This window comes from Streptomyces sp. NPDC101490 (genome assembly GCF_044767145.1).
Taxonomy (GTDB): domain Bacteria; phylum Actinomycetota; class Actinomycetes; order Streptomycetales; family Streptomycetaceae; genus Streptomyces.
In genome coordinates this window covers 31,559-56,805 of sequence record NZ_JBIWNI010000029.1, presented here as the reverse complement: position 1 = coordinate 56,805, position 25,247 = coordinate 31,559, and the positions used below count along the sequence as shown (strand labels likewise).

The window sequence follows — 25,247 nt, the reverse complement described above, 5'->3', positions numbered from 1 at the left end:
CCGCTCACCGCCCGCCCGCCGGTCGAGACGGGACCTGGGCCGGTCATGCCGACGGCCTCCGGGCGGACGGCCTTACGCGATATGGGTGCCCCCGTCGACCGTCAGCGTGGTGCCGGTGATGTAGGACGCCGCGTCGGAGACGAGGAACACCAGAGCCGCCGCGAGTTCCTCGGGCCGTCCGATCCGCCCCGTCAGCACCCGCGGCATCATCTCCTCAAGGTAGCCCTCGGCGTAACCGCTGGTCATCGGAGAGGCGAAGAGACCCGGTGCGAGGGCGTTCACGCGGATGCCCCTGCCGGGAGTCCACTGCTGCGCCAGATCCCGGGTGAGGCCGAGGAGCCCGGCCTTCGACGCCGAGTAGGCGGCCTGGGGGAGACCGCCGGTGACCAGCGCGAGGACGCTGGAGACATTGACGATGGAACTGCCGGGCGGCATCACCGCGCCCGCGGCCTGGGCCATCCAGTAGGCGCCGTTGAGATTGACGTCGATGACCTCGCGGAACTGCCCGGGGGTCTCCTCCGCCGCGGGTCGCTCACCGCTGATCCCGGCGTTGTTGACCAGAACGTCCACCCGCCCGAAGGCGCCCATGGCCGCGTCGACCAGCGCGTGACAGTCCTCCGGCCTGGCGACGTCCGTACGGAGACAGACGGCCCGGCGACCGAGCCTCGTGACGGCCGCGCACACGGCCTCCAGCCGCTCGGCGCGCCGGGCCCCGAGCACGACGTCGGCACCGGCCTCGGCCAGCGCGAGGGCGAAGGCGACACCGAGGCCGGAGGAGGCGCCGGTCACCACGGCGACACGACCGTCGAGGCGGAAGCTGTCGAGGACGCTCATGGCTGCCCGACGAGCCGGACGGTGCCGGGCCGCCCTTCGGCCCTCACTGGTGGTCGGCGATGTAGTCCACGGCGTCGCCGACGGTCCGCAACTCCGCGACCTGGTCGTCCGGGATCCTCACCTCGAACCGGTCCTCGATCACCACGGTGATCTCCACCATCGACAGGGAGTCGATGTCGAGATCCTCGGTGAAGGACTTCTCGGCGGTCACCTCGGCGGATTCAAGGCCGGTGACCTCCTCGACGATCTCGGCGAGGGCATGAAGAATGTCGGTGTTGTCCATCACGGGTTCCTCCTTCTGGGGGTGGGGCCGGTGAGAGTCGGCCACGGCGTGGTTTCCGCGTGGGCCCGCACCGGGTTCGGCGGGCCGGTGCGCACGGTCGCGCCCGTCGGCGGTCGGGCGGTGCCGCTGCCGGGCGGCGGGCGTCAGAGTCCGAGGCGGCGACGGTAGGTGTGGAGGGTGCGCAGCAAGCCGTCCATCTGCTCCTCCGTGTGACCCGCGTGCGGGAACAGGCGCAGCAGCGCCTGGTTGCGGGTGACGGCCGGGTAGGAGAAGACGGGGACGAGATAGCCGTCCTCGACGAACCACTCCCGCATCTGCAGGGCGGCGGCGTCACTTCCGATCGGTACCGAGAGCATGTACGAATCGGTCGGGGTCGTCGGCGTACCGGCCTCGTGCATCTGCCGGCGGAAGCGGGCGGCATGGGCGAGATAGTCGTCGACGATCCCCGGGCTGTCGGCGAGGACGCCGATCGTGCGCTCGGCGGTGTAGGCGGTCGGCGGCTGGATGGCCGCGGTGAACATCGAGGTGCCGGAGAGCAGTTCGAAGGCGTCGACGGCCGCCGCGGGCCCGGCGAGCGCGCCGCCCTCCAGACCGATGGCCTTCGACAGGGACACCATCACGAAGTCGGCCCGCTCCCGGATCGCGGCCGCCTCCCTGGCGTACGGGCGGTTCTCCGGTCCGTAGACCATGAAGCCGTTCGCGTCGTCGATCATGCTGACGGCGCCGTGCCGCTCGCACGCGTCGAGGATCTCCACGATGGGCCCCATGGTGCCGTCGGCGGAGTAGATGCTCTCGGCGATCACCACGGTCTTGCGGGCGTGCACCCGGTTCAGGACACGGGCCAGGTCGGAGACGTCGTTGTGCCGGAACGCATGGACGTTACGGCCGTAGGCGAGCCCTTCGAGGCCCTTCCAGATGCTCCAGTGGACGTCACGGTCCACGACGAAGACGGTGTCGTGGTTGCGCACCTCGATCCCGGCGTCGAAGTGCGCGGAACTGCTCATGGCATGGACGAACCCGATGTTCGCCAGGAGGCCCGTGGCGAAGGTGATGGCCCTTTCCTTGCCGGTGTGGCGGGCGATCGTCTCCTCAAGGATCTGGTGCGGGCGGCAGATGCCCTGGGTCATCCTGGAACCGCTGGTGCTCAGGCCGTGGGCCAGCGCCCCTTCGGCGAAGTGCTGGCGTACCGGCAGGTGGCGCTCCAGGTCGAGGAAGCTGATGCTGGCGAAGTTCACCAGCTCGCGGTCGCCGCGGACGATGGTGGGGCCGACGGGACCGTCCACCACCGGCGGGCGGTACGCCGTGTCGTGGGTGTTCGCCTCGACGAACGAGGCGAAGGCCCACGGGGCCAGGCGGTCGGTGGACCGTGCGGGGATGCGGGACGCGGTCATGGTGGGGTTCCTCCTGCACGAGGGGAGCGGAGCGGCAGGGGCTCCAGAGCTGTGGCGAGGTGGCCGAGTGAGGCCGTTCCGGTCAGTTCGTCCGACGCGATCCCGGTGAAGCCCCGCTGGCGGAGAAGCGCCAGCAGGCGGGGGACACCGACGAGGGTGACCCCGTGTTCGGCGAGACAACGGTTCATGTCCACAGGGCCGGGGCCGGGGCTGTCGGCAGGGCCGGGCGTCCGGCGGCCGGGTATGACGGCGGCCACGGCGGCGGCCAGAGCCCGTTCGGCGTCCGTCGCGGGCGGGCGGGCCGGGACCCGCGGAGAGTCCGCGCGGCTGGGGCGGGTCCGACCGGGCGGGCGGCCCGACGCGGGACCCTCGGGGGACAGGAGGTAGCGGCCCGGGGCCATGACACCGGGTACCTCGTCGAGACGGTCCAGGACATGCTGGTGCAGGTCGCCGACGGTGACACCAGGGGCGACGCGGACACGTGCGACGAGCTGCCGCTCGCCGCCCTCCCGCGCCCTGTCCTTCCCTTCCCCGGCTTTCCGCTCCCCGGCCTTCCGCTCCGCGTCCGTCCTTTCCGCGTCCGACCTTTCCGCGTCCGACCTTTCCGCGTCCGTCCCTTCCCCCGCCTTCACTTCGCCGCCCCTCCCTTCGAGGTCTTTCCCTTCAGGGCCCTCCCCTTCGCTGTCCCCGCCGGGCGTCACCGTCGCGTCGAGCACTCCGGGATGACCGCGCAGCACCTCCTCGACCGCGGCAAGGCACACCCATCCCCGCGCCGCCCGCCACCACCCGGAGGCGGGCGGCGTGAGCGAGCGGGCCGGAACCGGGCACTCGGCCCCGTCGGCGACGGCGCGCAGGAAGCCGCGGAGACGGACCGGCAGGGCCGCCGTCTGCTCCGCGTCGAGCAGATGGTCCCCGACGGTGACATCGAGGGTGAGGACCCCGGCGTCGAGAGCGAGGTCGACGTAGAGCGTGTCGCAGGGCGCGTCGGGCGTGCTGCGCATCCAGCCGGTGGACCCGCCCGGCGGGGCGTTCCGCGCGGGGACCAGGTAGTCACGGGGCCAGGAGTAGCAGTTGTACTCAAGGGTGGGGACGCTCACGGCGCCTCGGCGGCGATCCGCGCGCGCCTGGGCGGCGACCAGTTCCGAGGGCCGCCACTCGCCGTACCGGTAGGCGGCGGCGGAGGCGGCGGCCACCGAGGCGACCACCTCGCCGAACGCCGCGCCCGAGCGGAGATCGATCTGCACCGGGACCGTCAGGGCCCGGACGTCCACGCTGTTCCGCAGCGCGACCCGAGCCCGGTTGGACACCACCACCGACGCGAGGAACCGGTGTTCGCCCGTGCGGGCGGCGACGTCGTGGGCCAGCGCCGCGAGCATCACGACCTCCCGGCTGGCCCGATGACGCCGGGCGACACGACCGAGGTCGTCGTACGCGCCCACCGAGCGGTACTGGAGGCGATGGCGCCCGCCGCCGCCCTCGGTCCCGCCGAAGGGAGCCAGCACACCGGTCGGATTGCCCGCGAGCCGCGTCAGCCACTCGTGCTCCGCCGCGCGGGCACGTACCGGCGACTGGGCGCCGACGGCGTCGAGCGGATGCGTGAGGGGCCCCGCCGGTGCGCTGTCGCCGCGGAGCAGACCATGCAGTCGGTCGAGCAGCACGGCCAGCCCCCAGCCGTCGATCACCACGTGGTGGACGGCCACCAGGACCGCACGTGGCTTCCCCGCCTCAAGGACCACCCGGGCGAGCCAGGGAGGGTTCCGCTCGGGATCGATCGGGCAGCGGGCCAGCGCCGCGGTGGCGGCCTCCAGCGTGGCGGCGTCGGCCGACGGGACCTCGACGTGGTCGACCGGCAGTGGGGACCAGTCCGCGCGGTGGACGTGCTGAAGGGTACGGAGCGGGTCCACGGTCGTGCGCAGCGCCTCGTGACGGGCGGTGAGGTCCGCGAGCGCCCGGTGGACGTCGGCGACGGTCGCCGGGGGCGGGACACGGCAGTGGTCGGCGAGCGGCGTCGGGTTCACCCGCCGGGGCGAGGGAATGCCGCGCTCGAACCAGTGCCACTGCTGGATCCAGGTCAGGGGCCCGCCACGGACGACGGTGGTGGGGCTCGGGGGCGTCTCCGGAAGGTGGTTCATGGCCGGGACCTCATACCGCTCGGACCACGAGAGCGGCGTTGTGGCCGCCGAAACCGAAGGAGTTGCTGAGCGCGATCCGCAGGCCCTCGTGGTGCTGCGCCCGGTGCGGCACGAAGTTGATGTCCGGGTCGATCGGCTCGTCACAGTTGATGGTCGGCGGCACGTCACCTGTGCGGAGGGCCAGGATCGAGGCCACCAGCTCGACCGCCCCGGCGGCGCCGATCATGTGCCCGGTCATCGACTTGGTGGAGCTGACGGGGATACGGGTGACTCGCTCACCCAGCACCCTGCGCAGGACGGCCGTCTCCATGGTGTCGTTCAGGAGCGTCCCGGTGCCGTGGGCGTTCACATAGTCCACGTCGGCTCCCGTGATCCCGGCGTCGCGCAGCGCCGCCTCGACCGCGAGGCACGCGCCACGGCCCTCCGGATGCGGGGCGGTCCAGTGATGGGCGTCGGAACTCGCGCCGTAGCCAGCGAGTTCGGCCAGGGCCGTCGCACCCCGTCTCTCGGCGACCCCGGCGGCCTCCAGGACCAGCACGGCGGCCCCCTCGCTCATCACGAACCCGTCGCGGTGCGCGTCGAACGGGCGGCACGCCCCGGCCGGATCGTCATTGCGCCGGGACAGCGCGCGGGCGTTGCCGCTGCCCGCGAGGTCGACGGTGGTGACACAGGCGTCGGCGCCTCCCACGAGGACGATGTCGGCCTCCCCGCCGCCGATCATGCGCATCCCCGCGCCCACCGCGTCCGCGCCGCTGGCGCACGCCGTGCTCTGGGCGCGGCTGGGGCCCTGGATGCCGAGGCGCATGCTGATCTCGCAGGCGGCGCTGTCCATGGCCGTGGTGACCTGGGTGAAGGGGCTGATGGACCGCGGCCCCTTGTCGCGGAGCGTGTTCGCGGCGCGGTAGATGGACCCCACCGGGCCGTAACCACTGCCGATGATCACCGCGACCCTCGGGGCAAGCCGGGCGTCGACGACGAGGCGGGCGTGCTCGCAGGCCTCCAGCGCCGCCGCCAGGGCGAACCGCGCGTACGGGTCGGCGCGGCGGCTGACCGCCGGCGGCATGTGGTCGCCCGGTACGAAGCCGCGGACCTGCCCGCCGATCCGGACGCCGAGGCCGGTCACGTCCATCCCCTCCACGGTGTCGATGCCGCTGCGTCCGGCCAGCATCGCCGCCCAGGTCTCGCCCGCGCTGTGGCCGAGCGGCGTCACCGCCCCGTACCCGGTGACCACCACCCGGCGGCGCGTCCTGGCCCGTCCGGCACCGTCTCCCCCGCTCGCGTCCGTCATTGCGGAACCACCGCGGCGTCACGGAGGGCGGGGAGGATGTCGTCGGGGGCGACGGGGACCATGAGCACCGCGGTGCCTCCCCGGGAGCAGAACCGCCGCGCGGCGAGGACCTCCTCGGTGAGCGTGGCCTTGTCGCGCAGCACACGGCAGTGGATGTCCGGGCCGTCCACCGCGGGAGGCGGCGCCCCCGGACGGGCGAAGGGATAGCGGTCGGCGTCGAGACCGAGACGGGCACGCTGGGCGTCCAGCCAGCCGAAGCCACCGTTGCACAGCACCACGTACAGCACCCCGCCGTGGGCCGTGGCGGTGACGGCGATGTCCGCGCGCGCGGAGAGGAACGCGCCGTCCCCGACGAACGCGGTGACCTGGTGGTCGGGGGCGGCCCGCTTGACCCCGATGGCCGCCGCCGCCCCGAAGCCCAGGGGAGTCTGCTCCGACGGCACGATCGACCCGCCGCCGACGTGGAAGGGGAAGCCGTACGACCACATGTCCTGCAGCCCGTTCTCCTGGACCAGCACACCGGGCTCGGCGGCGGTGGCGTCGAGCACGGCCAGCAGCTCCGCGATACGGATCCCCGGCAGCGTCGCCGCACGGGCCAGCTCCGCCTCCGCCTGGAGCGACATGGCCTCGCGGGCGGCGGCGATCCTGTCCGCCCACACCTCCGGCGCCTCCGTGCGTCCGGCCCCGCCGTCCTCGTCCAGCGCCTGCGACCAGCCGAGCACGGCGTGCCGGGCGTCCCCGAGCACCCGAGGGCCGGAGAACTCCGAGGACAGCCCGGCCGCGTCCACGTTGACCTGCACCACCGTGACCGAGGGCCATGGCGTGCCGCCCTCGACGACCGTCTCCTCCAGCCGTCCGGCGAGCGAGACCACCAGATCGCAGGAGGACAGCAGTTCCCGGGCGGGGGCCGAGGCGTAGAGGCCCGCCACGCCGCAGAACAGCGGATGCCGCTCGTCGACGGCACCCCGCCCGGACGCGGTGGTGAGGAGTGCCGCGCCCAGCCGCTCGGCGAAACGCTCGACCGCGCCGCCGCCGTTGCGGTGCCGCATCCCGCCGCCCACCAGCACCACCGGCCGTCGGCTCGCGCGGATCGCCGCGAACGCGGGTCCCCGACGCACGGGAGCGGACTCCGGCGTCAGCGTCTCGGGGGGTGTCGGCAGGGGGCCCGTGACGAGCACCTCCGCCGTACGGACGTCGTCGGGCACCTCCAGATACACGGGCCCCGACGGCGGCCCGACGGCTCGCGTCAGCGCCGTCACCGTCGCGGGGACGACCCGGTCCGGATGCCCGATCCGGTACGCCCACCGCACGAGGGGCGCGACGACGGCGACCTGGTCGAGTTCCTGGAATCCGCCGCTGCCCCGCCGCCGCTCGGGCGCACCCGCGGCGAGCACGAGTACGGGCGCGCCGGACTCCCTCGCCTCCAGCAGCCCCGTGGCCGCGTGGGTGACGGCGGGGCCCTTGCCCAGGAGGCATACGGCGAGCCGCCCCGACTGCAGCGCGTAGCCGGTCGCCATGTACATCGCGTTCCGCTGGTCACGGCACGGCACGAGGTCCAGTCCGGCGGCGTCGAGGGCGCGCAGCAGCTCCAGGTCGTCGCCGGGCAGCCCGAAGCAGGTGTCCACGCCGTTCGCCACCAGCAGGTCGACGACGGCGCACCACGCGTCGGCGTACCGCTCGGTCGTCCGCGTCATGTCTCGTCCTCCGTGTCAGGGGCGGCCGTCGGGAGGTTCTGTGCCACGGCCAGGGACATGAGCAGGGGCTCGGCGCGGCGCTCGCCGCCGTAGGAGAGGTAGTTGGCCCGCAGCCCGAACCCGCCGAACGGACGGTTGCCGTCCTCGGCGTCGAGCAGGGTGTGGTTGACGCAGGTCCGGTGACGTCTGGACAGGACGTTCACCGTCTCCGGGTCGTTCCCGTACACCATCGCCCCCAGCGCGCGTTCGTTGAAGTAGGGGCTGGACAGGCGTTCGCGCAGCAGCCGGGCACTGGGGTAGGACACGACGTTGAACACCGGGGCGAACATCTCCTGGAGGGGGATCTTCTCGTCGAAGCCCCAGAGCAGCACGGTCGGTTCGACACTGCGGGACGGCAGGTCGATGCGCCCGCCGTGCCGGATGCGGCGCGCATGGCGCACCAGGTAGTCCGAGCAGTTCACCAGGGCGGAGTCGTAGAAGATCGGACCGTAGTCGGCGACAGGATCACCGTTCTGGCCGAAGCGGAGCGAGGCGAGTTCGGCGGACAGGAGGTCGACGAATTCCTCGGTGCGGCCCTTCGGTACGAACACCACATCGGGACCGAAGCAGTCCTGGCCAGAATTGTAGAGCCGGATGCGCATGACATCGCGCACAGCGCGCGTGAGGTCGGCGTCGGGTGCCAGTACGAAGGGGTTGATGCCGTTGCCGAAGAAGAGGAAGAGCTGGTCCTCCGCCAGGCCTTCCCTGACGGTCTCGGCATTGACGTAGTTTCCGGTGAAGACGATGAGGTCCGCTTCGCGTACGGGACCGGTCACGAACTTTCGCTGACTCAGTTCGGAAAGCGTGACGGGTAATCCATGGACCGGTGCCAGCATTTCGTGCAGGCGCTGGATCTGACTGCTGATCTCGGAAGACGGCCGGAAGGTGATGGCGTCGCTGTAGAGAGACGCCACCAGGATGTACAGCGCGTAGGAATAGAGCGGAATGTTGGAGGGCATGAAGACCGCCGTCCGGGGGACGAATCCCGGCCGGGCGCGGCGGATCTCCTCCTCCGCTCCGTCGAGGGTCGTGAGGAACGAACGGACCTCCGCACTGGCGGTGCGATGGGGCGAGATCTCGGTGAGAACGCCCAGCACCGCCTCCTCATGGTCCGCCACGTACCGCCGCACCGCGCGCAGGGCCTCCACCCGTTCGGCGAAGAAGGGGTGGAGGCCGGTGGCGCCGGCGGGCGGGCCGGACGTGACATCGGTGGTCGTCCTGCGCGACGCGGACAGCGAGGTCATGGCGATCTTCTCCAGCAGGGCCTGGTGCGGCTTCCCCGTGTTCGTGTGCGGCAGTTCGGGAAGCACGACGATGTGATCGGGCTGCTCGTAGCGGGCCAGCACAGGGCGCAGCAGCCGCTTCCAGTGGCCGGGCTCATGCCCGTCCGGGTCCGCGATCACGAACACGAGACGAGACCCGACACGCGCGTCGGGGACGGCGACGACCTCCGTCCGCGCACCGGTCGACTCGGCCCGCTCGGCGAGGTGGTCGGGGTAGAGGGTGTGACCGTCCCGGTGCACGGCACGCTTCCGCCCCACCGGGAAGACCCGTCCGGCGTCGTCGAGCAGACCGATGTCGCCGGTGCGGTGGACGGGACCCGTCACCGGAACGACCTCCCCGTCGTCCGAGAGGCGGCCGGTCATCAGGCCGTCGCCGCGTACGACGAGTTCGCCCAGCCGACCGGGGGGAAGCGGCCTTCCGTGCTCGTCGTGGACCTCGACCACCACACCGGGCAGCGGCGTGCCGCACCCCACGGGATCGGCGGGGGGCGCCAGCGCGATGTTCCCCGTCTCAGTGGCCCCGTACCCGTCGAGCAGATGCCGGCCCGTACGGGCGTGGAACCGGTCGCGCAGGCTGCGCCCCAGTGGCGCGCCGCCCACGCACCAGGCCCGTACGCCCGCCACCGCGGTGGCGAGGGAAGGGCGGCGGTCGAGCAGGTTCAGGAGGCTGTAGTAGGTCGGCGGGGCCCCGTCGACGATGGACAGACCGTGGTCCACACCGATCTCCAGGGCGCGGTCCAGGCGGGTCGCGGGCCCGTAGACCACGAGTGTGCCGCCGCCCAGCCACCAGCAGAGGACGAGCGACAGACCGTACTGATGGGAGTACGGCAGGACGGGCAGGAAGACGTCGTCGGGCCGGTATCCCATGCGGTCCGCGCTGAGCGTCAGGTTGTCCAGGATCGAGCGGCCCGAGCGGACGATGCCCTTGGGTCTCCCCGTCGTCCCCGACGACCAGGAGATCGCCGCGTCCTGGCGCCGCGCCCACCTCGCGACATCGGGGACGGCTGCCGTGTTCCAGGCGGTACGGGGGGCCGCGTCGCCGTCCGCACCGTCACCGATCTCGAAGACCACGCGCGCCTGGGAACGGATCTGCGAGCGTTGTGCCGGGGTGGCCCGGTGATCGGTCAGGACCACCGAGGCGTCGAGGTGGACGAGGGCGAGCAGAGCGACGACCCATTCCGGAGAATTCGACCCGCTCATCATCACCCGTGAACCGGGCTCGATACCACGGCGTGCGAAGATTTCGATGGCGCCGAATACACGGGCCATGATTTCATCTGTCTCCCAGATGCGCCCCTCGGGCGAGATCAAACGCCTGGAAACGAGCAACTCGTGCTCCTTAAGATCAAGGGTTCGCCCAGATTCTCGGATGCGTGTGTCCGCAGACCCAAAACCCAGTGACAACGTCTGCCGTTGTTCAACGAGACGCGTCCGAAAATGACTATCGCACGCCTGAAAATCGGTGTCGAGCACGGTAAGTGCCCGGTGCGACGCATAGGAGAAGAGTGGGCCCGCAGTGACGGATGGGATATCCCGAGAATGGCCATTTCTGGCCGGTCGATCGGTGAGGCGCCTGATGCCGGTGTGCAAACAGGCGTCACTCCCGGTCGAAGGGGAATATCGAGCTCCATCAATCACAGCGACGAATGCTCAACAGCTTGTTCGGTATTCACGCGTTCGGCCATTGCCGCACAACGCGGTGAGGCCGACAGGGGCAAGGGGTGATCGAAGGAGAATCCGGACCGAATGCCCCGAAGGTCTCCCCGCCGCCGCGGGTCGCGTCGACATCTCGTTCGAGAACCTCGCGCCCCACCGCACCTTTCCGGCCGGATCGGATGGCACCGCCATGGAACCCGTCACCACCACCCGATGGCGTGTCCCCGCCACCTGCGGTCAGCCGACCGCCATGGAGTCCGACACCGCCCGACCGGTCCCCGGCGAACCGAGACGGGCACGGGTCGAGACGGATAGGGGTGATGCTCGCCGGGGTGCCGGGCATGGCGTTCCAGCTCCACGCACGCACGCACCACGCACGCACCACGCACGCACCACGCACGCACGGCCTCCGGTCAGTCTTCCGTCAGTCCTCCGTGGGCTGGAGGAAGTCGGCGCCGACGGCCCGTGCCGTCTCCTCGATCGCGGCGCGGTTCTTGTCCTCGGCGGTGAACAGGACCATGCCGAGGCTGCCCTTGTCTGCCCACAGGCACATCCCGCGGAGCGTGCCGCTGGCGGTCTCGGTGTAGCGCAGGCAGCGCATCCAGCTGCCGTGCGGACCGCCCTCGGCCCGCCAGATGTCGTGGATGCTTCCGGCCCCTTGCGTGTCCACGCCCATGAGATCGGTCCCGTCGCCCAGGTAGGACTCGCGCATCTCGTGGAAGTCACCGGTCGTCACAGCCACCAGATACTCGGCCGGGGTGTCCGGGGCGGCCCCCTCGGGGACGTACACCTGCACGGTCGACTGCCCCCGCTTGTCGTCGGGAATGGCGGTGAACGGGCCGTACTCCTCCCGGAGGACATGGCCTTCAAGGCCCAGGTAGGACTCGTGGGTGACGATGTCGTAGCGGGGATACGCGAGCGAAGAGGCGTACGCCGCGCCGCCGACCATCACCAGGAGCGCGAGCCCGCCACCGGCGAAGACGTACTCGCGCGGAGTGGCCCGGGGTACGGGCGGCAGCTCCGGCGGTCCGAACGCGTCAGACCCGGCGACGGCCTCGCCGTCCGGTACGGCTGTGGCCAGCCGGGCGTCGGCCCGCTCGCGGGCGGCCCGCAGCCGACTGCGGAGCCGGAGGAGCGGCAGTCCCGCCAGCAGCCCCAACGCGATCGGCACGCCGTACGGCACCGCTGGAGCGACGGTGATCCGCAAGGCCACCAGCACGGCGACCGCCGCACTGACGGCGAATCGGTATTCGAGGCCCCGGCGCAGCAGCAGGCGCGACCCGGTCCGGCCGGGGGCGGCGAGGGCCCCGGTCGTCTCGGCGAGGACAGCGAGCCGCGGATCGCTCGGCGCCGAGTCGGCCCACCGCGCGCACTGAGCGGCGGCGGCCTGCGGGGTGGCCGCCCCGGCGAAGGCACGGGCCGCGTCGAACGACTGCACCCGCCGCGCCGAGGCACCGCTCCTGGTGTGCGTGGACACCGAGCTGCCCGCGGCCTCGGCGCGCCGCACCTCCGGCGCGTACGGGGCCACTTCGCGCAGCCGCGCGAGCAGCGCGGGGCCCCGCGCATGCCGCCCCGGCCGGTCCAGCGCATCGGTGCGGACACAGAGCTCCGCGTACCCACCGAGCAGACCCACGTCGTCCGGAAAGGAGTCCAGCCCCTCACGGAACACCTGCTCCGCCTCGTCGTCGTGGTCATCGTCGTCCTCGGACATATGCGCGCGGGCGAGCGCGAGGAAGAGACCGGCGTCAGGCCCGTCCGCATCCAGCGCGTCCCGCGCGACGCTCCGCGCCTCGGCCACCCGACCGGCGGCGACAAGCGTGTCGACCCGCCCTCGCACGTCATCACGCACAGCGTCACTGTTGTCGTTCAAGAGTCCCCACCCTGGTACAGCAGGCCGGACGGAACGCGGCCGCGAGCGCAACTATCACCCGTACCGGAATCTGGGTCAACCAGAAATCCGAGTCTCTGAACTGCGCCTATGTGGCGTCAAGGCTTTTAAGCGGATGGGAGATCGCGGCACGGGTCCGGTCGGGACCGGCGATCAGGACAGTGCCGTACGAGAACGCCATCGGAGTCCGGTCCCGGGTGCTCCGCCTGCCCTTGATGCCCGGCCGGTTCCCCGGCTCGGCCCGCGCCACCGCCGGGGCCACCGCGCTCTTCGTCCAGCTCCAGCACACGGCCGAAACCCTGGTGGAGGCCGGTCGGGCGGATCGCCGAGCGCGGCGAGACCCGGGTGCCCGCCCCGGCCGGGCCCGGACCCCCGGAGAACCTCGGTGACGTCCTGCTGACGCTGCGGCTGGCGGCGGACCAGGCCCACGCCCTGGTGGAGCACAACGCCCCCGGTGCCGTGCGCGCCCTGCACGCGGCGCCGGGCTCGGCCCTCGTACCGGCGGACGGCACGAGACCATGCTGGCCGTCGCGGAACTGCTCACCGAGCAGCACGACCAGGCGGTCTCGTTGAACCGGTTCCATGAGGACGGCCCGTACGACGATGCCGACGACGGCTCCGGGTGCGGCTGTGTCGTCCGGGACGTGAAGCCCCGGCAGGAGACTTCGGGCGGGCTCGGGTCGGCTCCGTCCGGCAGGCGCCGACCGGCCTTCGGCAAGGGGCAGCGTCGAGGACATCAGCGGCGGACACCGGGACGGCGGGAGGCCCCGCGCCCCGGAGGACGGGCCCGGTCGGAGCCGGGTCGCCGGTCCGCACCCGACCGCGTGCCGTCGGCGAGATCCCGGAGGGAGCCGTCAAGCGCGGTCGGTTCACCCGCCTCGTTCTGACATGTGCCGTCACGCACCACCGGGTCGGCCGCGAGGGGACGTGAGTTCTCCCCCCGTACGGGCGATGAACCGGTGTCACGACGGGTAGGAACGGCTGGTCGAGCGTGAGGGGCACCGGTGAACGATCCGATGGAGAGCAAGGGACCGAAAGTCCCACCGAGCCACCCTCCCAAAACCCCTCCTCCGCAGAAGAAGCCCGTCGAAGCACCCCGGCCGGAGCCGAGGACCAAGCCCGTCACCAAGAGCGTTCCGCCGCCCGGCCCGGGTCAGGCCCGGGCCGAGGCCCGGCGCCCCGGCATGGTCGTGAGGAACCGGCGTGCCGCTGCCTGGCCGTTCGAGACGAACCGGTGGACGGCCGGGAAGGCCTCCCGGCAGGTGGAGGCGACCGTGCGGGCGTGGGGCTACCCGTACCCCGTCGGCGAGTCGCTGGAGGAAGCCGTACGTCTCCTGGTCGCCGAGGCGGTCCGCGACGACGGCAAGCGGATCAGCGTCCACCTCGCCGACCAGGACCGACGGCTCCTCGTCGCCGTCCTCAGCCACAACGGCGCCGAGCCCGACGACCGGATCCTCGCCCAGCTCTCCTCCGTCGAAGGTGTCGTCAGCTGCGGCACCGAGTCCTGCGACGCATGGCGAAGGGTCTTCGCCGTCCTGTCCACCGAGCGGCCCCACCCCGCGCCCCAGCCACCTGACCTCACCGCACGAGCCACCACTCCGGCCGGGGCCACACGACCCGAACGCCCTTGATCGGGCTCGGCCCGCAGCGGTTTCCGACAGCGAGGGCGATCCACGGCCGAGGTCACTGAACACGTCGGTCAACGGCTCTGCGGTGGAGCGACGGCGGGATCCGCGAGCAGAGGAGGGCGCCGCTCGGGAGAGAGCCGGAGCGAGAGCCCTCGACCGGTGGAAGCGCCGGGTGCGGGGCCGACGGAGAAAACCAGTGCACGGCACCGGGCCCCCCGGGCAAGAATGCGCGCATGGAGAACATGGCGGGGCTGACCCGACGCCTGCTGACGGCGGCGCGCGTGGCGTCGGCCACGGAGTCGGACGCCGACGCGCACGACTACGGGTCCCTGGTCTGGGAGATGGCGGAGGAGGGGAACGGGGAGACCGCCCTGCGCTGTGGGTCCAGGCTGCTGGAGTCGGCCGATGTCCTGGAGCGGAAGGTGGGCTGCGATCTTCTGGGAAACGCGGCCAGCGGGCACGAAGCGCTGCGGAGCGAGGCGGCGACCGCCCTCATGGCCCTGTCCGAGGTGGAGACGGAGGCAGGCGTCCTGGTGTCCCTCGTGTGCGGCCTGGGCTGGACGCGGGACCCGCGCGCGGTTCCCGTACTGGTGGCATGCGCGGGACACGAGCTCGCCGAGCTGCGGTGTCAGGTCGCCTCGCAACTCGCCTTCGTCAGCAGCGGACTGCCCGACGGGCCCGATGTCCGGGCCCTGATACGGCTCACCCGGGACGAGGACGCCGATGTCCGCAACTGGGCGGCCTTCACGCTGGGATTCCAACGGGAACAGGACACGACCGCCATCAGGGAAGCGCTGTGGAGGTGCACCACGGACGAGAGCGGCGAGGTCCGGCACGAGGGCGCACGAGGGCTGGCCAGACGGCACGACCCACGGTCCGTCCCGCTGATCGCTCGGCTGCTGGGCTCCGACGACCGGACCCGGAGCTTCACCCTCGACGCGGCCGCGATCCTGGGCGTCCCCGAACTCCTGCCCGCACTGGACACCTGCGAGCCCGGCACTCCCGAATCCGACGAGGCCGTGGCGGCGTGCGATCCGGCGCGGCGAGCCCGGATGGAGGACGACGCCTGGTCGGTCGTCGTGGAGTTGGAACGGCTGTGCTCCGACATCGGCGCGGCGCTCAGCTCACCGCGCTACGAGTCGGTGCACTCGATGAGAGTGACCCACCGGGAGACGGTCGGCACGGGCTACGACGTGGCCGCGCTGCTCGCCCGCGCCGGTGGGGACCCGGCACGGGCGGCCGAACTGGTGGCGGCCGAGATTCCTGGGCCCGAGGGGACGGACCGGCGGCCGCTCGACCACGGACCGGCACCCGGCGACGGACACGGGGACCAGGACCACCCCCGCCGCCTGCCGCCCGCCGACGCACTCGAACAGGCGAGGACCGGCCGGTCACAGGGCACCGGTCCGAACCCCCCGGCCGCGATGTGACCGCGAACCCCGTCGGCAGGCCTTCTCGCACCCCCGTACGGCGAACAGGCCCATGCCCCGGCCGACAGCCGGGCCGCCGACGAGCCCTGCCGGGAGCGTGCCGAGGACGCCGCCGACCGCGGGCGGGCGCCTCGACGGGTTGTCCCACCCCGGCCGACCGGTAGCGGACCCGGCTCAGACCGAGAGCAGATCGACCACGAAGACCAGCGTCGAATGGGCCGGGATCAACGGCGAGGGTGACTGCTTGCCGTATCCGAGACGTGGGGGAACCACGATCTCGCGTCGGCCACCGACCCTCATCCCTCTCACTCCCCGGTCCCAGCCCTTGATGACCCTGCCCCCGCCCAGGGCGAACTTGAACGGCTGCCCCCGGTCCCAGGAAGCGTCGAACTCCTTCCCGGACTCGAAAGTGACTCCGACATAGTGGACCCTGACCACCATGCCCGGCTTCGCCTCGGCACCGTCCCCGACGACCAGGTCCCGAATCGCCAACTCGGTGGGAGCATCCCCCTCGGGCACCACGACCTCGGGCTTCGTCAGTTCACTCATCACAGCCTCATCGCTCTCCGCCGGAACCTCCCGACGGCCCTGCCGTACTCATGGACACTCCATGCGGCGGACGACCACGCTACCGAGAATCCAGCGGAATGATGATCCACGTCCCCCGGCGCCCTCGCGGCGCCTCCCGGACGGCCGTATGCCGGACAGCCCCAGGCAGGGCCTGGTGTCGGCGCATACCGAAGCCACCCGCCCCAGCGCTCGGGGCCCGGCGCCGGGGCGTGAGGCACCGGACCGGTCGGGCAGGAGGCCGCCCCGCTGTCAGCCACCGGCTCGCAGTGCGAGCTCGCCCGCCCGGACGGCCCGCAGACCCCGCTCGACGGTCTCCCGCTGCTCCCCGACCGGGGCCACGTAATCGAGGACGCCCCGCGCGGCGTCCTCGCCGAGCGTCCGGGTGATCACCCAGGTGGCGAGGTACTGGGACGCCAGGCAGCCACCCGCCGTGGCGACGTTCCCCCGGGAGTGGAAGGGCGCGTCCAGCACGGTGATGCCACGGGCCTCGACGAACGGCCTGCTCGTCATGTCGGCGCAGGCGGGCATCCCGTCCAGCAGACCGAGGTGCGCCAGTACCAGAGCGCCCGAACACTGGGAACCGATCAGCTGGCGCGACGGGTCGAGCGGCAGCATGGAGAGCAGTTCGCCGTCGGCGACCACATCGCGCGTCCTCACCCCGCTGCCGATCAGCACGACGTCCGCCTCGGACACGAACCCGATCGGGCGCTGCCCGGTCACCTCGACGCCGTTCAACGACGTGACCACAGGAGTCGGCGTCGTGATGAAGGCCTCCAGACCGTCCTTGCGGCACCGGTTGATCAGCGCGGACGCGATGAAGCTGTCCAACTCGTTGAACCCGTCGAAAGTGACCACGGCTACCTGCATCACAACTCCTCCGATGACAGCGTCAGATCACCAGTCTCGGAGCAGAACCCCCGCGGGTCGAGGGCCAATCGGAGGTCGGCGGCCCCTACCCCGTCACTTCCGGACAGCCGTGCCGGATCCGCGGATCACGCCACTTCACGGCATTCCGCCAATTCGCCCCGGAGGTCTGGACGGAGGTGGCGCGGGCCGGTTGTCTCTGGTCGGTCCATCCGTGGGACGTGATCCGAGGAGGTCGTGCGATGGCGCGGGCGGGACGGCGGCAGGGGCCGGTGCGGGGAGCGAGTCCGGCAGCGGACGAACTCGCCGGATTCTTGCGGGACATCACCTCGCACCTCACCGTACGCGAGCTGGCGGATCGTTTCGGGGGAGGGCGGACCCTGTGGAGCGACTACCGCTCGGGTACCCGTCTCGCGCCTCTTGGAAGGCTCAACGCGGTCGTCCGCGACCGATTCCGAGACGCGCGGGGAAGGGCGGCCATGCTGGAGCGGGCCCGTCTGCTGCACGAAGCGGCGCTGACCGGGCAGGCGGTGGCCGACGTCGAGGTGTCCGCCGCGGAGACGCTCCGGCGGGCCGAGACCGCAGCCGCCGACGCGGCCGTGCTCGTCGGGGTGCTGCTCACCATCATCCATCTGCTCCAGGGCCCCTTCCTGACCGCGGTGGCCGGTGAGGAGTCCACGGTCCGCGCGGACGACCCGGGCGGCGACCCGGGCGGACCGCCCGCCGTCGCCGGTGCGACACGGGCCGCGGTCGCCGTCCGGACCGACGACGCGCTGGCTCGGCTCGCCGCTGTGCGGGAGGTGCAGGTCATGGCTGCCCGGCTGGTCGCCGAGATCGAGCTGATGGTGCGGGGAGGAGAGCCCGCCGCCGCATCCGGCCATGTCCTGGCACTCGCACGGCTGTCGGGCCTGCTCCAGCACCACGGCGATCAGGTGATGGTGCTGCAGTGCCGGATCAGCGGTCAGGCCCTCGGACCGTACGTCGGTGAGCTGGCGCCCTGGACCGGACCGGCGGCGCGGACGCCCGCAGCGGGCCAGGAACCGTCGGACCGAGCACTGTGGAGAGGCCGAGGCTCGAAGGACCGCCGATCGACGCGGCCCTACGCGGCGGGGGCGCTGGGTCTGGCCCTGGTGTCCGCGGCGGCGGGCACGCTCCTGGCGGCGGGGCGCGTGCCCGCCGGTGACGCGACAGCCGGTGCACCGCCCCGGGTGAACATCACCCTGCTGATGCCGACCCCCGGCGGGGTACCGCCCAGCGGCACGAGCGCCGGCCCGCCGAGCGCCGCCACGCCGACCCCCGGTTCACCGCGGCCTGGGAAGAGGATGCCTCTCGCAGGAGGCGGGACGCCGAACCGGACCGCCCCCGCGGACAGGACCCCGGCGCCTGCGCCGACCCAGGCATCCCCCTCCGTCCCGGTGAGCACGGACCGGCCCGGCCCGGGCCGCCCTTCCGCTCCTCCGCTGCCGGACGGCCTGTTCCGGCTGACGGACGTGGCGAGCCGCATGTGTCTGTCCGCGCCACGGGGCAGCGACATCCCCGCGGCCGGCATGGTGCAGACGACATGCACCCCGGACGGAGAGCAGTTCTGGCGACTGACGCCGGAGACCGGAGGCCCCGGTGGGGCGGTGTACTCGATGCGCAACCGGTTCAGCGGCCTGTGCCTTTCGGTCGACGCGGCGCGGACGACGGACGACGCGATCGTCACCCAGTACCCCTGCGGTGACGAATCGGGGCTCTTCCCCGACCAGTTCTGGTCCTTCCACTACCGTCCGTCGCACCGCGCCTGGCAACTGGTCAACCGCAACAGCGGCAAGTGCGTCGCGATCCGGCCGGGCGGCCCCGATCTGGAACAGGCGCTCCAGTCGTCCTGTTCCGACGACCCCTGGATGCTGTGGCGTCCCTGACCCCGTCCTGCTCCCCACCCGGTGGTCAGCGGGCCCCGGCACGCGCGCGGCCCGCTCGTCGTTCGGCGGGCCGCGCGGTGGGTCGGGCCGGATCACGTCAGATGCCCGGGGGCGTCGCCCCGGGTCGGTCGGGCGTCAGAAGCAGGGGGTGTTCCCCCACGCCACGTACCCGGACAGATAGACCCTGCTGTAGGCGCACTTGCGTTTGTTGATCGCCTGGCGTGCGTTCCACGCCCCGACGTAGATGGCGCCCGAGACGAGCCAGCCCCACGGGGGTGGGACCAGGAACCTGATCCAGGCCGTGGACAGGGTGCTCAGCATGATGGCGAAGGTGAAGTCGCGATCCCAGCGGATGCCCACGCTGTACCAGTTGCCGCAGCACAACCGCACCCGCCACAGACCGGTCAGGTCCTGGTTGGTGACGGGGTTCTGGTCGGCGTAGTCGTAGGCGTTGGCGCTGCCGTAGCGGACCGGGTCGGTGCTCTGGAAGCGTCCGGTGGCCGGGTTGTAGACACGGACGCCCATCAGGATGCTGCGGGTGGGGGTCTCGGCGGACCGCTGATGGCCGCCGAGCCAGCCGTAGCGGCCCGTTCCGCCGGACTTGGGAACGCCGTACTCGTCGTAGTCCAGGACCTGGGGCGCCTGGGTGGAGCCGAGGGGAAGGCTGACGTTGATGTCGCCGTGCAGACCGGTGAGTTGCAGTGCGGTGGCGCCGCCGCTGGTGGTGATCGCGGCGAGGGAGCCGGTGGGGGCGGTCACCTGACGGCTGGTGTCACCGGTGGTCGTGTTCTCGACGATCCAACGGGGGTTGTCGCCGTCCGTTCCGTAGTGGTTGAGCCTGCTCGCGGTCCGGGACCAGGTGCCGGCGTTGTCGGTCTCGGTGGTCCAGCCGCGGAAGCGCAGCGCCGCGTCCAGGGTCCACGTCTGCCGGTCGCTTCCCGCGGTCTGCTGCTGGGTGAGGTCGTTGGTGAAGTAGGCGGTGGTGGCGCCGGGCTGTGTGACGGTACGGCCGAGCGCGTCGTAGCCGTACCCGGCGTCGGTGAGCCGGTCGCCGGTGTCGTAGGTGTGGGTGGCGGTGGTCGCACCGGCTGTCGAGCAGGCGGCGCCCGGCGCGGCCTTGGCGGTTGCCTGGGCCGTGCGGTTGGTGTTCCTGTCGAAGGCGTAGGTGCGTGTCGTGCACACACCGTTCGCGCTGTCGGCGACCTGGGTCAGTCTGCCGATCGCGTCGTAGACGTACGTCTGGTTGGATGCCTGTCCGGGGGTCCCGGTGTGGGCGGCCCACTCGTCGTGCGCGGTGACCGTGACACTGTCGTTCATGACGGTGACGTTGTCGGCGTCCCGGGTGTAGGTGCGGGCGGTGAGGTTTCCGGCGGGGTCCTTGGTCTGCCGCATGGTGTAGCCGCCGGGAAGACCGCCGCTGACGGGTGCGCCGTCGGCGTCGTAGCGCGCGGTGAGGGTGCCCGCCGCCGAGTCGCTGGTCGAGGTGACCAGGCCGCGGGGGTCGATCGCCGTGTCGTAGGTGTAGCTGGTGGAGGACGGCGCCGTGTCGGTGACCTCGGCCGGTCGGTTCAGCGCGTCGTACCGGGTGGTGGTCAGGCCCCCGTCGGCGTCGGTGTAGGAGATCAGACGGCCGAGCCGGTCGTAGGCCTTGGTGATGGTGCCCGCTGTCGGGGAGCCACTGGTGGTGGGCAGGCCGGTCGCCGGGTCGTATCCGGTGGTGGTCGCCGGAGTGGGGGTGCCGAGGCCACCGGTGACAGTGACGGTGGTGGGCCTGGCGGCCGGGTCGTGGTCGGTGGTCGTGGTGCGGGTGATGCCGTTGGCGGTCTCCGTCACCTTGCTGGTCTGGCCGAAGAGACCGTACTCGCTCTTCCTGGTGACCAGTTGGGCGGGGTTCGCGCCACCCGCGGTGATGTTTCCGGCAGGCCCGACGGTGCACACCAGGTCGGCCCATTCCGGTTTGCCGCCGCACGGACCCGCGCCGTCGCCGCTGTAGTACGTGGTGACGGTGGCGCCCGCGTCGGCGCCGTCGGAGGCCGGCAGGGTGGTCCTGGTGACGCGGCCCTGGGAGTCGTACGCGGTGGTCTTGGTGAGGTTGAGGCCGCCGGGGTCCTGGGTGGTGCTGGTGGCCAGGCCCTTGGTCCAGTCGTAGCCGGTGGCGGTCTCACGGACGTCCGCGAACAGCGCCGTGTTCGCGCGCGGTTGCGCGCCGACAGCGGTCTTGGTGATCTCGTCGCGGGACACCGCGGTCCCGTCGGTCGGACGGCCGGTGTCGAACTCGTTCACGGTACGGGTCCTGGCCGCGAGCGCGGTACCCGCCGCCACGGTGGTGGCGCCGTCGACGAGGGCCCCGGCCAGGGTGACCATGTGCAGGGGTCCGCGGACCTCCGTCTCGCGGATGCCCTGAGGGCCGTAGACGCGCTGGGTCGACAGCTGCAGCGCGCGCTCGGCGGTGGAGAGCCCGCTGATGCCCAGCGCGTCGAGCGTGGCCGCTGCCCCGGGCGCGCTGCCGAGGGCCAGGTCCCGGTTGCCCGCGGTCAGCTCCCGGACGGGGTGGCCCGTACGGTCGTACTCGGTGGTGGTGACGCTCCCGCCGGGCTGGACGGTGTTCACCGGTCGGCCCGAGGCGTTGAGGTAGGTGATGGTCGCGCGCCCGTACGATCCGGCACCGAGTTGGGGCCCGTTGCTGGAGACCGGGATCTGGTCGGCCGGGAAGACCGCGGTGGCGTCGGTGGCGAGATCGCCCTGGCCCCAGCGCGCGGCGGCCGTGGCGCCGAGGTTCTGCGGGGCGGACGTACCGGTGACCGGGACACCGTAGACGAGCGTGGTGGTCGCGGTGCCGTCGCTCTGGTCGGCGCTGCCCGGGACGAGGGTGGGGCGGGCCACGGTCAGCAGCATGCCGTCACCGGCCGTCGCCGATCCGCCGGCCTGACCGTAGGAGAAGGTCCACGGCAGTTGGCCCGCCGGGGTCAGTTGTGTGACGCGGCCCGCGGTGTCGTAGGCGTACGTGGTCTTCAGCGCGGGGCTGATGCGCGGATCCCATACTTCGCGCAGCCTTCCGGCACTGTCGTAGGCGTACCGGGACACATCGGTCGCGGTGGACTGGGTGGCTCCCGGCGCGGTGGCCCAGAGACGGATCGTGCGGACCTGACCCGCGTAGTCGCCCGGAGTCGAAGCGGTCGCGGTGGTGGTGTCGGCATAGCCGAACTCCAGGATCCGGCAGCCCCGGACGGTCCGGTTCGCCTCGCAGTCGGCGAGGGTGACCGCGCTGCTGGCGGCGATGATCCGCTTGGGGCGGGCCAGGGTCGTGTTGTCGGGTGCGGTGACGGTCTCGGAGATCACCTCGGTCGTCGAGTTCGCCAGACCGTTCGACAGCGATGTGGTCACGGTCCACACGGTCGCGGCCGGGGACGCCTTCGCGAACGTGGTGACGGCCCCGTCGTTGTCGGTGAGCGTGAACCCACCCGTGAAGGCGCCGGTCAGGGTGAGGTTCTCCGCCCCGGGTTCGGGGATCCATCCCGTGCCCGCGGTGTTCGCGGTGAATCCGAGCGTGGTCCCGTCGTTCTTCACCAGGTCGAGTGACGTGTCCGAGGTCCTGCGCACCGCGGTGTGGTCGGGGTTGGTCCTGGCCGTCTGGACTCCCGAGACCCACTCCTTGCCGAAGATCGGTGCCTGGCCGTCCTGTTTCGCTCCCGCGTCCGGGGTGCGTGAGTTCGCGCTGCGGGTCACCGTCATGCCGAACGCCGAGGCGTCGTTGCCGCCGAGGCCGTAGCCGCCCGTGAGGAGGTTGACGGTGCCGGGGCCGACGCCTGCCGTGGCCGCGCCGTCGGCGGTGCGGTCCACGACCACGCGCAGCGCGTCCGCGCTGCCGTTGCCGCCGGGTCCGCTGAAGTCGGCCCTGATCTGGACGGCGCCGTCGGGGTCGGCGGTGCTGGTGGCGTTCCACACCAGGTGCGGGCTCGCGCCGTCGGTGAGGGCGACCGGCCAGGCGGCCAGCGGCTGGCTGGCCCGGGTCACATGGCCGGGCGGGATCGGCGTCCAGGGGTCCGCGTCGGAACGGCGCCAGACGAAGGTGGCCCTGTCGTACCTGGACGCGTCGGCCTCCGCGGCGAGCGGCAGGCGGGCCGGGGTGCGCTGCCCGTCGCTGACGGAGCTGATCCCGCCCGCGCCGACGTGGAAGACGTACGGGACCGGCTCGGACGTGTTGTCGGCCCTGTCGACGGCACGGACCTGCAGCGTGTTCGTCCCGCCCCTGTCCGGGGTCAGCCGCAGGGCGACCAGGGAGGAGCCGCCGTCGGTGGCGACCCTGGTCCACGCCGTACCGTCCAGGGACCACTCGATCCACCGGTGGTCGGAGGCCGGTGGAGTGACGGTGAACGTGCCGGTCTGCCCGATGCCCTTCACCCAGCCGGTCGTCGGATAGTCCGTCGACGTCACCGAGGCGGGCGCGGACGGGGCCGTGGTGTCGACGGTGAACGTCTTCCACGCCGACCAGGCCATGTTGTAGTGCGTGCCGTCGTACGGGTTGGTGCGGAACCGGTAGGTCCTGCCGTTCTGGAGCAGACCGGCCGGTACGGTCACCGAGACCGGCTGTCCGCTGGGCGCGTACGGGGAGACCAGCAGGTTTCCGATCTGCGTGTCCACCGTGCCGTCGAATATCTGGAAGGTGCCGTTGATCTGGTCGTTGTTCGCGTCGGTGAAGGTGTCCCGCAGGTTCGGCGTCAGCGTGTTGACGACGTAGCCACCGTCACGGGCGAAGAACGGCGGACCCGCCTGCAGGTCGGCGCCCGTCCTCGGCCGGTAGTTGTACGTGACCGACAGCTTGGGGATCTGCGTCGCGGCGGCGTTGCCGGAGTAGAACCGCTTCCATCCCAGGGTGCCGGACTCGTCGGCGGCGCGGATCCCGAGGCCCTGTCGGGACACGGTGGGCTGCCCGGCCCAGTACTGCAGCAGCGACGTCACGTCGGCGTTCACGTATCCGCCGTTGGAGCAGTTACGCCCCTTGGTCTCGGTCGAGGTGCCGTACTTCTGGTACCAGTTGGGCTGCGCGGTCCACACCGTGGTGGTGTTCGCGGGGCCGGTGTCCCACACGTCCCAGGACGTGGGCTTGGTGCAGTCCCAGGAGTGGTAGTTGAAGAGCGAGAGCGTCGCCCTGGAGACCAGCGCGTCCTTGATCGGAGCCATGTCCCAGGTGATGAACGAGCGCGCCACCCGGGGTTTGGTGTTCGGACCGGGATCGGCGTAGTCGCCCGGCCAGCCGATCTTCAGGTCGGTCGAGTTCGACTGGTCGGTCGTCTCGCCCCGCTGGACGAGGGTGTCGAAGACGTCCGACAGGACGGCGTCCGACGGGTCCACCGTGACGGGGTACTTCGTCGCCGGGTCCGCCAGGAATCCGGCGTCGGGGGTCAGGCGCAGTTCTATGTCATCACCGGACTGCACCACTTTCAGGCCCACCGGCGTCCTGCGGGTGTGCTCCAGCGACCGGACGTCCACGGTGTCGTCCCACATCACCGGCGCGGGCATCCACGACAGCCTGCGGCCGGTCGAGGTCTCGGTGAACAGCACCGAGCGGTCCGCCCGCTGCCGGGCCGTCACCCCCGGGGCGTGGATCTGCAGGGTGAACGCGGCCGGGCCGTCGGGCCGCTTCCTCAGCACCAGGGACTGCTCGTAGCCGGTGCGCGTCGCGTCGATCACCAGGTCCGCGTCCGGCAGGACGTTCCGGTACGTCGCCTTGGCACCGTCGAGGGTCGGTGCGGGCAGGCCGCCCTTCCACTTCAGTGACATGCTCTTGTCGCCCGCCGACAGCGACAGCAGTTCCTGCGCGGGGGCCCGCGATGCCGCCGCGAACGATGTCGCCGTCCGCCCCTTCGCCCCGGACAGGGTCAGGTCGCGCGGATGGGCCCCGGACGCGACCGTCCCGTCCGGCCGTTCGGCGAACGTCACATCGACGTCGACCCAGGCCGCGCCGCGGCGGAACCGGGTCGGCCCGGCGGCCGTCTCCGTGGTGAGCGTCCCGTCCGGGTTCGCCCGTGTCGTGGACGTCTCCGTGCGTGCGCCCAGGACCTCGACCGGCTTGCCCCACAGCTTCGCCGCGAGCCGCGCGGACGCCATGTCGTCGACGGCGGAGACCGGCTGAGGCGTCTTCCCGGACGGTTCGGGTTCCGTGGGCGCCGCGAACGCCGCCTCGGACCCCACCAGCAGGGTGATCGCCATCGTGCCCGCCATGACGGCGGATGTCAGGCGCCGTGCCACGGATCGCGGAGTTCCGCCGCGGCGACTCCTCCGCGGGACAGCTCGAAATGGGCGTGCGGACATGCTTCCCCCTCGTCGTGGCGGCCCTCGTGGCCGCCTGTGAGGTCACGACGG

Annotated in this window: 14 protein-coding genes; 3 read left to right on the top strand and 11 right to left on the bottom strand. The window is 72.0% G+C overall.

Features of this window, described 5'->3' with window-relative positions:
• Nucleotides 1–72 precede the first annotated feature (72 nt).
• The 8 genes from ACIRQY_RS32245 to ACIRQY_RS32210 all read right to left on the bottom strand — a co-directional run bounded on the left by ACIRQY_RS32245 (nucleotide 73) and on the right by ACIRQY_RS32210 (nucleotide 12,449).
• Nucleotides 73–834: an SDR family NAD(P)-dependent oxidoreductase gene (locus ACIRQY_RS32245; RefSeq protein WP_403931528.1), complete on the bottom strand. Its 762-nt coding sequence runs from the start codon at nucleotides 832–834 to the stop codon at nucleotides 73–75.
• Nucleotides 835–877: 43 nt separating this feature from the next.
• On the bottom strand, nucleotides 878–1,117 hold the full coding sequence (locus ACIRQY_RS32240) for an acyl carrier protein (RefSeq protein WP_351794281.1): 240 nt from the start codon (nucleotides 1,115–1,117) through the stop codon (nucleotides 878–880).
• 143 nt (nucleotides 1,118–1,260) lie between these two features.
• Entirely contained in the window at nucleotides 1,261–2,508 is a 1,248-nt protein-coding gene (locus ACIRQY_RS32235; RefSeq protein WP_403931525.1) for an aminotransferase class I/II-fold pyridoxal phosphate-dependent enzyme, read from the bottom strand.
• A complete protein-coding gene (locus ACIRQY_RS32230) occupies nucleotides 2,505–4,640 on the bottom strand; it encodes a condensation domain-containing protein (RefSeq protein ID WP_403931521.1) in 2,136 nt (711 codons plus the stop codon). Before ACIRQY_RS32230 ends, ACIRQY_RS32235 begins: the two co-directional genes overlap by 4 nt.
• Nucleotides 4,641–4,650: 10 nt before the next feature.
• Complete coding sequence (locus ACIRQY_RS32225) at nucleotides 4,651–5,928, bottom strand: beta-ketoacyl-[acyl-carrier-protein] synthase family protein (protein ID WP_403931518.1); 1,278 nt, start codon at nucleotides 5,926–5,928, stop codon at nucleotides 4,651–4,653.
• Nucleotides 5,925–7,622 carry a thiamine pyrophosphate-binding protein gene (locus ACIRQY_RS32220; protein ID WP_403931515.1) on the bottom strand — a complete coding sequence of 566 codons (1,698 nt, stop codon included), beginning with the start codon at nucleotides 7,620–7,622 and terminating at the stop codon, nucleotides 5,925–5,927. The genes ACIRQY_RS32225 and ACIRQY_RS32220 overlap by 4 nt, the downstream gene beginning before the upstream one ends.
• Complete coding sequence (locus ACIRQY_RS32215) at nucleotides 7,619–10,213, bottom strand: aldehyde dehydrogenase family protein (protein WP_403931512.1); 2,595 nt, start codon at nucleotides 10,211–10,213, stop codon at nucleotides 7,619–7,621. Before ACIRQY_RS32215 ends, ACIRQY_RS32220 begins: the two co-directional genes overlap by 4 nt.
• Before the next feature lie 811 nt (nucleotides 10,214–11,024).
• Complete coding sequence (locus tag ACIRQY_RS32210) at nucleotides 11,025–12,449, bottom strand: hypothetical protein (protein WP_403931509.1); 1,425 nt, start codon at nucleotides 12,447–12,449, stop codon at nucleotides 11,025–11,027.
• A 1,223-nt stretch (nucleotides 12,450–13,672) separates the two neighbouring features.
• On the opposite strand from ACIRQY_RS32210, the gene ACIRQY_RS32205 reads away from it, so the two are divergent.
• Nucleotides 13,673–14,119 carry a hypothetical protein gene (locus ACIRQY_RS32205; protein WP_403931507.1) on the top strand — a complete coding sequence of 149 codons (447 nt, stop codon included), beginning with the start codon at nucleotides 13,673–13,675 and terminating at the stop codon, nucleotides 14,117–14,119.
• 230 nt (nucleotides 14,120–14,349) lie between these two features.
• Entirely contained in the window at nucleotides 14,350–15,546 is a 1,197-nt protein-coding gene (locus ACIRQY_RS32200) for a hypothetical protein (protein WP_403931505.1), read from the top strand.
• Nucleotides 15,547–15,720: 174 nt separating this feature from the next.
• Here the strand turns inward: ACIRQY_RS32200 and ACIRQY_RS32195 are convergent, their stop codons facing one another.
• Entirely contained in the window at nucleotides 15,721–16,095 is a 375-nt protein-coding gene (locus ACIRQY_RS32195) for an FKBP-type peptidyl-prolyl cis-trans isomerase (protein ID WP_351794257.1), read from the bottom strand.
• 270 nt (nucleotides 16,096–16,365) lie between these two features.
• Entirely contained in the window at nucleotides 16,366–16,983 is a 618-nt protein-coding gene (locus tag ACIRQY_RS32190) for a DJ-1/PfpI family protein (RefSeq protein ID WP_403931503.1), read from the bottom strand.
• A gap of 476 nt (nucleotides 16,984–17,459) precedes the next feature.
• On the opposite strand from ACIRQY_RS32190, the gene ACIRQY_RS32185 reads away from it, so the two are divergent.
• Nucleotides 17,460–18,884 (top strand): RICIN domain-containing protein, encoded by a 1,425-nt coding sequence (locus ACIRQY_RS32185; protein ID WP_403931501.1) that lies wholly within the window; start codon nucleotides 17,460–17,462, stop codon nucleotides 18,882–18,884.
• Between the two features lie 135 nt (nucleotides 18,885–19,019).
• Here the strand turns inward: ACIRQY_RS32185 and ACIRQY_RS32180 are convergent, their stop codons facing one another.
• The gene (locus ACIRQY_RS32180) at nucleotides 19,020–25,133 is read right to left on the bottom strand and encodes a DNRLRE domain-containing protein (RefSeq protein WP_403931499.1); all 6,114 of its coding nucleotides are present in this window, start codon (nucleotides 25,131–25,133) and stop codon (nucleotides 19,020–19,022) included.
• Nucleotides 25,134–25,247: the final 114 nt, after the last annotated feature.